The organism is Nonomuraea sp. NPDC049152 (genome assembly GCF_040648355.1).
Lineage (GTDB): Bacteria > Actinomycetota > Actinomycetes > Streptosporangiales > Streptosporangiaceae > Nonomuraea.
Genome location: NZ_JBEZDO010000002.1, coordinates 565,413 through 577,280, shown reverse-complemented (window position 1 = coordinate 577,280; position 11,868 = coordinate 565,413). Strand labels below are relative to the sequence as shown.

Annotated in this window: 11 protein-coding genes; 7 read left to right on the top strand and 4 right to left on the bottom strand. The window is 70.2% G+C overall.

The window, feature by feature from the left end; genetic code table 11:
• Positions 1-45: 45 nt before the first annotated feature.
• Positions 46-801 (bottom strand): FAD-dependent monooxygenase, encoded by a 756-nt coding sequence (locus tag AB0B45_RS06445; RefSeq protein ID WP_358126239.1) that lies wholly within the window; start codon positions 799-801, stop codon positions 46-48.
• Here AB0B45_RS06445 and AB0B45_RS06440 point away from each other — a divergent pair.
• Genes AB0B45_RS06440 through AB0B45_RS06425 form a run of 4 tightly spaced genes read left to right on the top strand, consistent with a single transcriptional unit; the run spans position 775 to position 4,955 of the window.
• Positions 775-942 carry a helix-turn-helix domain-containing protein gene (locus AB0B45_RS06440; RefSeq protein WP_358126236.1) on the top strand — a complete coding sequence of 56 codons (168 nt, stop codon included), beginning with the start codon at positions 775-777 and terminating at the stop codon, positions 940-942. The two genes, AB0B45_RS06445 and AB0B45_RS06440, sit on opposite strands and share 27 nt — an antisense overlap.
• 36 nt (positions 943-978) lie before the next feature.
• Positions 979-1,674, top strand: a complete 696-nt coding sequence (locus tag AB0B45_RS06435) for a hypothetical protein (protein WP_358126234.1) — start codon at positions 979-981, stop codon at positions 1,672-1,674.
• A gap of 39 nt (positions 1,675-1,713) precedes the next feature.
• Positions 1,714-2,898, top strand: coding sequence for a thiolase family protein (locus AB0B45_RS06430; protein ID WP_358126231.1), 1,185 nt, complete (start codon positions 1,714-1,716; stop codon positions 2,896-2,898).
• Entirely contained in the window at positions 2,895-4,955 is a 2,061-nt protein-coding gene (locus AB0B45_RS06425) for a 3-hydroxyacyl-CoA dehydrogenase NAD-binding domain-containing protein (protein WP_358126228.1), read from the top strand. Before AB0B45_RS06430 ends, AB0B45_RS06425 begins: the two co-directional genes overlap by 4 nt.
• Before the next feature lie 138 nt (positions 4,956-5,093).
• Here AB0B45_RS06425 and AB0B45_RS06420 read toward each other — a convergent pair whose 3' ends face one another.
• Together AB0B45_RS06420 and AB0B45_RS06415 are read right to left on the bottom strand one after the other, a co-directional pair.
• A complete protein-coding gene (locus AB0B45_RS06420; protein WP_358126225.1) occupies positions 5,094-5,738 on the bottom strand; it encodes a hypothetical protein in 645 nt (214 codons plus the stop codon).
• Between the two features lie 101 nt (positions 5,739-5,839).
• Entirely contained in the window at positions 5,840-7,321 is a 1,482-nt protein-coding gene (locus tag AB0B45_RS06415) for an amino acid permease (RefSeq protein WP_358126222.1), read from the bottom strand.
• A gap of 207 nt (positions 7,322-7,528) precedes the next feature.
• On the opposite strand from AB0B45_RS06415, the gene AB0B45_RS06410 reads away from it, so the two are divergent.
• Positions 7,529-8,170 carry a DedA family protein gene (locus AB0B45_RS06410; RefSeq protein WP_358126218.1) on the top strand — a complete coding sequence of 214 codons (642 nt, stop codon included), beginning with the start codon at positions 7,529-7,531 and terminating at the stop codon, positions 8,168-8,170.
• Here AB0B45_RS06410 and dxs read toward each other — a convergent pair.
• On the bottom strand, positions 8,112-9,992 hold the full coding sequence (gene dxs / locus AB0B45_RS06405; protein ID WP_358126275.1) for a 1-deoxy-D-xylulose-5-phosphate synthase: 1,881 nt from the start codon (positions 9,990-9,992) through the stop codon (positions 8,112-8,114). The two genes, AB0B45_RS06410 and dxs, sit on opposite strands and share 59 nt — an antisense overlap.
• A 195-nt stretch (positions 9,993-10,187) precedes the next feature.
• Between dxs and AB0B45_RS06400 the strand changes: the two genes are divergently transcribed.
• Positions 10,188-10,979: a neutral zinc metallopeptidase gene (locus tag AB0B45_RS06400; RefSeq protein ID WP_358126215.1), complete on the top strand. Its 792-nt coding sequence runs from the start codon at positions 10,188-10,190 to the stop codon at positions 10,977-10,979.
• A 77-nt stretch (positions 10,980-11,056) separates the two neighbouring features.
• A complete protein-coding gene (locus AB0B45_RS06395; RefSeq protein ID WP_358126212.1) occupies positions 11,057-11,827 on the top strand; it encodes a neutral zinc metallopeptidase in 771 nt (256 codons plus the stop codon).
• Positions 11,828-11,868: the final 41 nt, after the last annotated feature.

Here is an 11,868-nt window from a genome sequence, read left to right as displayed (position 1 = left end):
GTCAGTTGCACTCGCGTCACGGAACAAGATCTACCGGTCCAGGCCTCACCACGAGGGCGAATCGACAGATTGATCACGACCCAATACGCGCCCTAGTGCTCCAGGCAGGGTCTCGTCCCCGGCCTCCGAGGTCCACGCCACGTACCCGTCCGGCCTGATCAGCAGGGCGTCGAAGGGGCTTTCGGCCTCACCGGCGACCACGTCGGCACGGGAACCGACGATCTTCACCAGATCGTCCCTGCCGTCCAGGTCGAGGAAGAGCGGTCGCGCCTTCCGCAGCAGCTCGACAAGCGTGACCGTGCCCCTGTCAGTGGTGAGCGTCAGATCCGGCGCCATCCATCCGGCGCCCCGGACCCCGACGTCGTAGACGGTGTCCACGCCGCTGATCATGCCGCTGAGGTAGGAGTTGACCTCGTCGAAGCGCATCAGCTCGGCGAACAGCTCCCGCAGCGGGTCCATGCGCGGATCGGGATCGGCCAGCGCGTTCTGCGCCCTGACGTTCCACAGCACCCTGGCGGCCACCGGGTGCCGCTCGGCGTGGTAGGTGTCGAGCAGGCCGTCCGGCGCCCTGCCCTTCACCTGAGCGGCCAGCTTCCAGCCCAGGTTGAAGGCGTCCTCCATGCCGGTGTTGAGCCCCTGACCGCCCCAGGGGAAGTGCACGTGGGCGGCGTCCCCCGCCAGCAGCACCCTGCCGCTGCGGTAGGTCCGCGCCTGCAGCGACGCGTCGCCGTACCTGGTCAGGTTGCGCGGCTCTGCGGCTCCGTCCTGCCCGACGTGCCCAAGTCCACCCTCACCAACCACTGGCGGGTGCTGCGGGAGGCGGGCGTGATCTGCCAGCGGCCCGAAGGCCGCAAGCTCTTCATCACGCTGCGCAGCGACGACCTGGACGCCCGTTTTCCCGGCCTTCTCGACCTGGTGGTCCAGGAATCCGGCGCGATGTGAACGAACCAGGAGCCATCGCCGACGAAGATGGCCCGCATGGCCACCACTCCCCTTCCAGGCGCGGCCGCTCTCACCGGCCTGCGCGCCCGCGCCAGGTCGGCGCGCCGCTCCGCCCTGATCGCGCTCACCGCCGCGATCGCCTCGCTGGCCACCACGCAGTTGCTGGCCGAGAGGGCGCCGACCAGAGAGGGCACGCGTCCCCTCGCGTGGGCGGCGCTGGCGGTGTTCACGCTGGCCGTTCCCGCGCTGGCGGCGACACAGGCGATCTGGGGGGCACGCGCGCACCGGGTGCGTGAACGCGAGCGCGCGCTCTACGGCCACCCCTCCGCGGGCGCCCGCCCCTCCACCGCCAGGCTCGGCATGGCGGGCGGCTGGCTGGTGACGCTGCTGCTCGGCTTCACCGTGCCGCGACTGTTCCAGGAGTCGGCCCTGTACGGCGTGGCCGCGTCGCTGGCCGGCGCGATCGAGATCGTGGCGCCGGCCGGCTTCGCCGTGGGGGTGTTCTTCGCGCTGTGGTGGACGCGCGAGGCGTTCGCGAGCCGTACCCGCTCCCCGCACGACCCGTGGGATCCGGGGCAGGAGGGAACGCGGAGGGTGGCCGCGTGGGCGGGGGCGGCGGTGACGACGGCGGCGCTGGTCGGAGCGCGGGCGCACCTGTGGGAGCCGGCCACCTGGCTGGTGTGCGCGCTGCTGGTGGCCACCCTCGTCTCAGTTGTAGTTACTCGCGAGTAGCATAGGGGCCGAATCAGTCCTGCAACGAGGAGCGAATCCGTGCCTTCCTCTCGTGACGTCGTTTTCGTCGACGGCGTGCGCACGCCGTTCGGCAAGTCGGGGCCGAAGGGCCTGTACGCGGAGACCCGAGCCGACGACCTGGTCGTCCGTGTCATCCGCGAGTTGATGAGGCGCAACCCCGAGCTGCCGCCCGAGCGGGTGGACGAGGTCGCGATCGCGGCCACCACCCAGATCGGCGACCAGGGCCTGACCATCGGGCGCTCGGCCGCGGTGCTGGCGGGGCTGCCCAAGAGCGTGCCCGGCTACGCCATCGACCGCATGTGCGCGGGCGCGATGACCGCGGTGACCACGGTCGCCGGCGGCATCGCCTTCGGCGCCTACGACGTCGCCATCGCGGGCGGCGTCGAGCACATGGGCCGCCACCCGATGGGCGAGGGCGTCGACCCCAACCCCAGGTTCCTGTCGGAGAAGCTCGTGGACGGCAGCGCGCTGGTCATGGGCATGACCGCGGAGAACCTGCACGACCGCTACCCGACCATCTCCAAGGAGCGGGCCGACGCCTACGCGGCGCTCTCGCAGGAGAAGGTCGCCAAGGCCTACGCCGACGGCAAGATCCAGCCGGACCTGGTCCCCACGGCCATCAGGACCGCCGAGAAGGGCTGGGGTTTGGCGGTGGCCGACGAGGCCCCCCGTCCCGGCACGAGCGTCGAGGGCCTCGCGGGGCTCAAGACCCCCTTCCGCGCGCACGGCCGCGTCACCGCGGGCAACTCCTCCGGCATCAACGACGGCGCGACCGGCTGCCTCGTGGCCGCCGCCGACGTGGCCGCCGAGCTCGGTCTCTCGCCGAAGATGCGCCTGGTCTCCTACGCCTTCGCGGGCGTCGACCCCGAGGTCATGGGCGTCGGCCCGATCCCGTCGACCGAGCGGGCGCTGCGCCTGGCGGGCCTGTCCATCGACGACATCGGCCTGTTCGAGATCAACGAGGCGTTCGCCGTCCAGGTGCTGGCCTTCCTTGAGCACTTCGGGATCCCCGACGACGACCCCAGGGTCAACGCCTACGGCGGCGCGATCGCCTTTGGCCACCCGCTGGCCTCCTCGGGCGTGCGGCTGATGACGCAGCTGGCCCGCCAGTTCGGCGAGCGGCCCGACGTGCGGTACGGCATCACCACCATGTGCGTCGGCATGGGCATGGGCGGCACGGTCATTTGGGAGAACCTGGCATGAGCGACCTGTTCAACGATGAGGTAGTCACCAAGGCTCTGGTGCGCGACGTCGAGCTGCCCCACGGGGCCGGCACGATGGCGCTGATCACCCTGGACAACGGGTTCGACCACACCAAGCCGAACACCTTCGGCCCTGGCGGGCTGACGCTGCTGAACGAGGCCGTCGACGCCATCGCGGCCAGGACCGACCTGGCAGCGGTCGGCGTCACGGGCAAGCCGTTCATCTTCGCCGTCGGCGCCGACCTCAAGGGCGCGGCGCTGGTGCGCACCCGCGAGGAGGCGCTGGAGATCGGCAGGCTCGGCCACGACGTCTTCCGCCGCCTCGGCGAGCTCGACGTCCCGTCCTTCGCGTTCGTGAACGGCGCGGCCATGGGCGGCGGCCTGGAGATCGCGCTGCACTGCACCTACCGGACGATCTCCTCGGGTGTGCCCGCCGTGGCGCTGCCCGAGTGCTTCCTCGGCCTGGTGCCCGGGTGGGGCGGCACGCAGCTCCTGCCCCGCCTGATCGGCCCCGCCAAGGCGATCAAGCTGATCATCGAGAACCCGCTGTCGCAGAACCGCATGATCAAGGGCAGGGACGCGTTCGCGCTCGGCGTCGCCGACGCGATGTTCGAGCCGGCCGACTTCCTCGAGGAGTCGCTGCGCTGGGCCGCCCAGGTCCTCAACGGCTCGGTCGCGGTCGAACGGCCCGCGATCGAGGAGGACTGGGACAAGGTCGTCGCCGACGCCCGCTTCCTGGTCGACATGAAGCTGCGCGGCGCGGCCCCCGCCCCCTACCGGGCGCTCGACCTCATCGCCGCGGCGAAGGACGCCACCCGCGACGCCGGGTTCGCCGCCGAGGACGAGGCCCTGGCCGACCTGCTCATGGGCGATGAGCTGCGCGCCGGGCTCTACTCCTTCGACCTGGTGCAGCGCCGTGCCAAGCGGCCCGCCGGCGCGCCCGACAAGGCGCTGGCCCGCAAGGTCACCAAGGTCGGCGTGGTCGGCGCGGGCCTGATGGCCTCGCAGATGGCGCTGCTGTTCGCCCGCCGCCTCGAGGTACCCGTCGTGCTGACCGACCTCGACCAGGCGCGACTGGACAAGGGCGTCGGCTACGTCCACGCCGAGGTCGACAAGCTCCTGTCCAAGGGCAGGGTCGGCCAGGACCAGGCCAACAGGCTCAAGGCGCTGGTGACGGGGTCGCTGACCAAGGACGCCTTCGCCGACGCCGACTTCGTCATCGAGGCCGTCTTCGAGGACATGGGCGTCAAGAAGAAGGTCTTCGCCGAGGTCGAGGAGCATGTCTCGGCCGAGTGCGTGCTGGCCACCAACACCTCCTCGCTCTCGCTCAGCGAGATGGGCGCCGAGCTGAGGCACCCCGAGCGGCTGGTCGGCTTCCACTTCTTCAACCCGGTCGCCGTCATGCCGCTGCTGGAGATCATCAAGGGCGCCTCGACCGACGACGCGACGCTGGCGACGGCGTTCTCGGTGGGCAAGTCGCTGAAGAAGTCGGCGGTGCTGGTCAAGGACGCGCCCGCGTTCGTGGTCAACAGGCTGCTCACCAGGTTCATGGGCGAGGTCATCGCGGCCGTCGACGAGGGCACGCCGCTCGAGGTGGCCGAGCACTCGCTCGACGACCTCGGCCTGCCGATGACGCCGTTCGCGCTGCTGCAGCTCGTCGGCCCCGCGGTCGGCCACCACGTGTCGGAGACCCTGCACGCGGCCTTCCCCTCCCGGTTCGGCGTCTCGGAGAACATGGCCAAGCTGGTCGCCTCCGGCAAGCCCGGCGTCTACGCTCCCGACTTCTCCCTCGACGCCGAGGCCGTGGCCCTGTTCACGGGCGGCACCTCGCCCTCGACGGCCGAGCAGGTTCGCGAGCGGGTGCTGAAGGCGCTGGCCGAGGAGATCCGCCTCATGCTGGACGAGGGCGTGGTCGCCGCCGCGCAGGACATCGACCTGTGCATGATCCTCGGCGCCGGCTGGCCGTTCCACCTCGGTGGCATCACGCCGTACCTGGACCGGGCGGGCTTCGCCGCTCCGCGCTTCCTCGAGCCGGGGGTGGCGTCGCTGCCCGCCTGATCTCCGATCGGCCGGTCTCGACTGCTCATGGGAGACGTGCGTCATGGCGGAGGACACCGCTCGCGCGCGTTTCCCATGAGCAGCGTGGGGCGATGAGATCGATCGAGTGCGCGATGAAGTCCGCGGGCGGAGCCGTCTTCACGCTCTGACGCGCCGCCTGACCACGAGGAAGGTCAGGCCCGCCGCCGCGGCCACCCCGAACCCCAACCAGTACGGCAATGCCTCGCGGGCGGCGGGAACGGGGGCGGGGGCCGCGACGATCACGGAGGCGGCCGCCGCGGCGGGCTTGACCGCGGCGCCCTTCCTGGTGAAGCCGGGAGGGCGCACCTCTCCCCATGGGTCCTTGCCGCCGTTCATGTCCAGATAATGGGCGATCATGCCCTTGAGCTGGGAATCGAGCGGCTTGACCGTCAGCGCGCCCGGCACCTTGAGCGTGCCGACGGGAAACGGGGCGAACCAGCCCTGGATCGCCTCGACCCGCCAGTCGCCCGCGGGCAGCGCGATCGCGGCGGCGTAGTGGCCCTTCTCCTTCAGCTGGACGCCGGTGAACTCCAGACTCCCGGCTCCGCTGGTGAACTTCAGACCCACCTTGCCGAGCTTGGCGCCCTCGTAGGGGTGGGTGCCGTGCTGCAGCATCCAGAAGCCGACGGTGTACGTGGTGCCCTGGGCGAACGTCGCGGGCACCGGGTCGAGGTAGGTGGCGGCCCAGCCGCCCGCCTGCACCGGGGCTGCGACGGCCAGGGCGGGCAGCAGGAGGGCCAGGACCAGCGCAATGCGTCTCATGCCCCGAATACACCGGCGCGCGGCTCCAGGTTCCCCGGCCGTGACCGTGCCGTGGTTCCCGGAGCTGTGGAGATCTTCGACGCGTCCGGCAGGTGCGCGGGCTACGGGCGCGGCTGGTCCGGTGTGCCGCTCCGCCATCCGATCACCGTGCTGTGGCGGTAGCCGTACGCGAAGTAGACCACCACGCCGATGATCAGCCAGATGAAGAAGCGCAGCCACGTCTCCACCGGCAGGTTCAGCATCAGGTAGAGGCACGCCAGCACGGAGAGGATCGGCAGCAGGGGCACCAGCGGCGCGCGGAAGGCGCGGTGCAGCTCGGGGTGGGTACGCCGGAGGATGATCACGCCGATCGACACCACGACGAAGGCGAACAGCGTGCCGATGTTGACCAGTTCGGCCAGCGCGCCCAGCGAGATGAAGCCCGACAGCAGCATGGTGACGATACCGACGATCACCGTGATGAGCGCGGGCGTGCCGAACCTCGGGTGGACCTTCGCGAGGCCGCGCGGCAGCAGTCCGTCGCGGCACATGGCGAACAGCACCCTGGTCTGGCCGAGCATGAGGATCATCACCACGGTGGTGAGGCCCGCGATGGCGCCGATGCTGATCAGGCTGGCGATCCACGGCTGGCCGACCGCGCGGAAGGCGTCGGCCAGCGGCGCGTCCTCGCTGAGCTGCTGGTACGGCTGCATGCCGACCACCACGAGCGAGACCGCGACGTAGAGGAAGGTACAGATGGCCAGCGAGCCGATGATGCCGCGCGGCAGGTCGCGCTGCGGGTTGATCGTCTCCTCGGCGGCGGTGGCCACGATGTCGAAGCCGATGAAGGCGAAGAACACGATCGCGGCGGCGGAGAAGATGCCGATCACGCCGTAGGCGACGGGCGTGATCCCGAACAGCACCTGGATCAGCGGCGCGGCGAGGCCCTGCACGGCCGGGGTGGGCTTCGGGGCCGGGATGAACGGGGTGAAGTTGGCGGCGTCGATGAAGAACAGGCCCGCGACGATGACCAGGATGATCACCGCGACCTTGACGACCACGATCGTCAGGTTCACCCGTGAGGAGAGCTTGATGCCCAGGGTCAGCACCACGGTCAGGATCGCCACGATCACCATGGCCGGATAGTTGACCGAGAGGTTGAACACCTCGACGCTCGGGAGGTTCACGCCGATGGTGTTCATCAGCGAGTTGAAGTAGCCTGACCAGCCGACCGCCACCACGGCGCCGGCCAGCGCCATCTCCAGCATCAGGTCCCAGCCGATGATCCAGGCGGGGAACTCGCCCAGCGTGGCGAAGGAGAAGGTGTAGGCAGAGCCCGCGACGGGGATCGTCGAGGCGAACTCGGCGTAGCACAGCGCGGCCAGGCCGCACACGATGGCCGCGACCACGAACGACAGCGCCACGGCCGGGCCCGCCGTCTCCCTCGCCACTCGGCCGGTCAACACGAAGATGCCGGTGCCGACGATCACGCCGATGCCGAAGACGGTCAGGTCGGTGGCCGACAGCCGCCGTTTGAGCTGGTGCTCTGGGTCTTCGGTGTCTCTGATCGATTGTTCGACACTCTTGGTTCTGAAGATCTCCACCCTGTGATCCTGCCCACACCGCCGGTGACCATGCCCGGAGCGCGGGTCTTCGGCTCCGCACACCAGGAGTGACAGGGAGGGTGACCGCCGGGTTCGGGGGGCGCCCTGAGGGCCGGACGGGGTCCTCCTAGTGGCCGGAGGATCTCCGGGTGCGTCCGGGGTTCGGCCCGGATGGGGCGAGAGGGGCGCGCCAGCAGGCTGGGGGGCATGTTCGGGGACCTGCTCGACGCTCTGGCCGCCCAGGACCTGCTCCTGGTGTGGCCCCTCATGCTGACCTTCCTCACCTTGGACGCCTCCGCCGGCATCGGCCTGATCGTCCCCGGCGACGCGCTGCTGATCGTCGCCGGCACGACCGCCGACACGCCGTCCGAGGCCGTCGCGCTCATCGCCGCGGGCGTGCTGGCCTGCGTGACGGGCGCGTCAGGCGGCCACTGGCTGGGCCGGACGCTCGGCTCCCGCCTGCGCCACGGCAGGCTGGGCCGCAGGGTGGGCGAGGAGCGCTGGCGGCGCGCCGAGGAGTTGTTCGAGCGCAGCGGCTGGGCGCTGGCCCTGGCCTACTACCTGCCCGTGGTGCACGCGCTCACCCCGGCGGTGGCGGGGGCGCTCGGCATGCCGAACAGGAGGTTCATGCCATGGGCGGTCGTCGGCGGCACCGCGTGGGTGAGCACCTACGTGACGATCGGCGCGCTCGCGGGCGGGGTCGTCCGCGAGCACGCCGAGCTGCTGCTGCCGGTGGCGGCCGTGGCGGCGCTCGTCATCGTGACGGTCTCCGCCGTGGTCCACCGGGTGGTCACTGCTGGGCGGGCTGCCTCTCGAGAGCCGGGCTCCGCCGCGCGACCGCCTCGGTGACGTCGCGGGCGAGATCCTGCCCTGTGAGGCCCGCGTAGCCGAGGATCTTCGGCCGCTTGGCGTGGTCGAGGAAGCGCTGCGGGATGCCGAACGTGCGCACGGGCACGTCGACGTCGTTGTCGCGCAGCAGGCGGGCGACCGCGTCGCCGACGCCGCCGACCCTGCCGTTGTCCTCGACGACGGCCACGAGCTTGTGGGCGGATGCGGCCCGCACGAGCGCCTCGTCGAGCGGCTTGACCCAGCGCGGGTCGACGACGGTGGCGGAGATGCCCTGCGCGTCGAGCAGGACGGCCGCCTCCAGCGCGACGTGCGCCATGGGGCCGACGGCGACGAGGAGCACGTCGGGCTCGCCCGCGCGCAGCACGTCCATCTCGCCGAGCCTGCCGATCGCCTCGACCGTCTCGGCGACGGGCCCCTTGGGGAAGCGCAGCACGGTCGGCGCGTCGTCGACGGCCACGGCCTCGCGCAGCAGCTCGGTCAGCCGCTCGCCGTCGCGCGGCACCGCGATCCGCAGCCCGGGGACGACCTGCAGGATCGACAGGTCCCACATGCCGTTGTGGCTGGCGCCGTCGTCGCCGGTGACGCCCGCCCTGTCGAGGACGACCGTGACGGGCAGCCTGTGCAGGGCGACGTCCATCAGCAGCTGGTCGAAGGCGCGGTTGAGGAAGGTGGCGTAGACGGCGACGACGGGGTGGAGCCCGCCGAGCGCGAGGCCGGCGGCGCTGGTCAGCGCGTGCTGCTCGGCGATGCCGACGTCGTAGGTGCGGTCGGGGTAGGCGTCGGCGAAACCGTTGAGCCCGGTCGGGTGGAGCATGGCGGCGGTGATCGCGACCAGGTCGTCACGCTCCTTGCCGAGCGCGACGAGCTCCTCGCTGAACACGTTGGTCCAGATGCGCCCCTTGGGCTTCTCCACGCCGGTGTGCCTGTCGAAGGCGCCGGGAGAGTGGAACTGGTCCTCGTCGTGGTTCTCGGCGGGCGCGTAGCCGCGGCCCTTCTGGGTGAGGACGTGGACGATGACGGGGCCGCCGAAGCCGCGCGCCTTGCGCAGCGCCTCCTCCACGGCCTGCTCGTCATGGCCGTCGATGGGGCCGACGTACTTCATGCCGAGGTCCTCGAACATCACCTGCGGCGCCAGGACGTCCTTCAGGCCCTTCTTGATGCCGTGGAGGGCGTCGTAGACGACCGGAACGTTCCCGATCTTGTCCTTGACGAACTCGAGCATGTCCTCGTAGCGGCGGTCGACCCTGAGCTTGGCCAGATGCGAGGCCAGGCCGCCGATGGTCGGCGAGTAGGAGCGCCCGTTGTCGTTGACCACGATGACGCAGGGCAGGTCCCTGACGGCCGCGATGTTGTTGAGCGCCTCCCACGCCATGCCGCCGGTGAGCGCGCCGTCGCCGATGACCGCGACCGCGACGCGCCCGCGCTCGCCGCGCAGCTTGAACGCCTTGGCCAGGCCGTCGGCGTACGACAGCGCGGTGGAGGCGTGGGAGTTCTCCACGAAGTCGTGCGGGGACTCGGCCTGGCTCGGGTAGCCGGACAGGCCGCCTTCCTGCTTGAGCGCGTCGAAGCCGTCCGCGCGCCCGGTGAGCATCTTGTGCACGTAGGACTGGTGGCCGGTGTCCCAGATGATCGGATCGCTCGGGGAGTCGAACACCCGATGGAGCGCGATGGTCAGCTCCACGACGCCCAGGTTGGGCCCGAGATGCCCGCCGTTCCTCGCGCACGAGTCGACGAGGAGGTCTCGAACCTCCTGGGCGAGCCGTGGCAGGTCCTCCACTGCCAGCCGTTTGACGTCGTGCGGTCCCTTGATCGAGGCCAGCAGCCCGCTCACGGAATCATCCCCTCATCCACTCGTCAACGGATCGAGTCTAGTTCGTGGAGCAGAAGATGACTCCACGGAGTCAAATGGACCCTGATTTGTCCGATCTTGGCCTAGGGTTGACCCACTATGAACACTGTCCCCCTTAGGAAACTCTCGTCCCTTGTGTCGGCCGGACTGGTTCTTGCTCTGATGGGTGTGGGTACGGCAGGCGTCGCCGAGGCCTCTCCCACGACCGCCCGGGAGGCCACGGCGCCCCAGGCCGCCGCCCAGGCCACCCAGGCCGCGCCCCCGAGAGGGAAGGCCGCCGCGACGAGCAGCCCGCTGTACAAGACCGGGACGCTCGCGGGCAACTGTGCCGTCGGAGAGATCCAGCGCGGCAGCACGGCCGCCTACAAGCACTTCCTCCAGGCGTTCACCAATTGTCTCAACCGGTCCTGGGCCTCGGAGTTCAGGCAGGCGAGGATGCCGTTCTCCAAGCCGAGGCTGCGGATCATCACCACGAAGCGCAACACCGCTTGCGGCAGGTGGCTGACGGGCGCCTCCGGCGTCTACTGCTCCTCCGACAAGACCATGTACATGTTGATCACCAAGGCGGAGCTGCGCAACCCGTCGCCGGTCGGCATCGGCCGCCTGATGGCTCATGAGTACGGCCACCACGTGCAGCAGGTCGCCGGCATCATGCCCTGGTACGCCCAGGCGAGCTGGCGCGCGAGCAAGTCCGCCAAGCTCGCCTACTCCCGCCGCCTCGAGCTGCAGGCCGAGTGCATGTCGGCGGTCTTCATGAAGTCCGTCAAGGACTCGCTGCCCGTCGACGAGGCCTACTACCAGCAGATCATCGACTGGTTCGGCGAGAAGGGCGCCTCCATCTGGCCGCAGAACGACCACGGCTCCAGCGCCAACCAGGCCCGCTGGATGCAGCGCGGCTGGAACTACGGAGCCCCTGCCGCGTGCAACACCTGGACCTCGCCCGCCAGGTACGTCTCCTAGTCCCTTTCGACGTACTACGTCCGCTGAACGGCCGCGCCTACCGGGGCGGCCGTTCAGTGGTCTAAAGTCCTGTGACTATGCGTTCCCCCTTATTCGCCGTGCTTTCCGGTGTCCTCGCGAGCCTGCTGTTCGCCGGCACGGCCGCCGCCGGGACCTCCGGCTTCCCCCCTGTCCTGACCGACAACAAGGTCTACAAGACCGGGGCGATGGAGCTCAAGGAGTGCGAGGAGCAGCCGGTCCAGCGCGACTCGCTGGACGGCGCCAAGGTCTACCTGGAGTTCGTGCTCGACTGCCTCAACCGGTCGTGGAGCAAGCAGCTGGCCAAGGCGAAGATCCCGTTCGTCAAGCCGAAGTTCGCGATCGTGAGCAAGCCGGGCCAGCCGGTGGGCAAGTGCGGCAAGTTCCCCGCCGGCGCGCAGGCACTCTACTGCCCGCCCGAGCGGAAGATGACGGTCCTGCTCGACCCCTACATCCTGTCCGAGCCGACCGAGCTGTTCCTCATGGAGGTCGTGGCCCACGAGTACGGTCACCACATCCAGGAGCTGACCGGCATGCTCGACGTCGTCGACCGGGTCAAGGGCAAGAGCAAGAAGCGCATCTACGACGAGTCGCGCAGGATCGAGCTGCAGGCCGAGTGCTTCTCCGCCTCCTTCATCGGCAGCGTGTGGCACTCGCTGGGCCGTCGTGACTTCGACTTCAAGTACATCGTGAAGGTCGCACAGGCCGGGTTCGACGACGGCATCCACGGCAAGCCCGCCAACATCGCCTACTGGCTGCAGAAGGGCTTCGACGCCGAGTCGCCGAACGCCTGCAACACCTTCGCGGCTCCCAAGGCCCGCGTCTCCTGATCCCCTGCCTTCGATGTCCGCGATCGGTCCCGGTCGCGGCC

Bases quoted from the DNA above. Each gene is read 5' to 3' on its own strand.
- AB0B45_RS06395 (WP_358126212.1), top strand. From the start codon at position 11,057: ATGCGTTCCCCCTTATTCGCCGTGCTTTCCGGTGTCCTCGCGAGCCTG.
- AB0B45_RS06410 (WP_358126218.1), top strand. From the start codon at position 7,529: ATGTTCGGGGACCTGCTCGACGCTCTGGCCGCCCAGGACCTGCTCCTG.
- AB0B45_RS06420 (WP_358126225.1), bottom strand. From the start codon at position 5,738: ATGAGACGCATTGCGCTGGTCCTGGCCCTCCTGCTGCCCGCCCTGGCC.
- AB0B45_RS06425 (WP_358126228.1), top strand. From the start codon at position 2,895: ATGAGCGACCTGTTCAACGATGAGGTAGTCACCAAGGCTCTGGTGCGC.
- AB0B45_RS06435 (WP_358126234.1), top strand. From the start codon at position 979: ATGGCCACCACTCCCCTTCCAGGCGCGGCCGCTCTCACCGGCCTGCGC.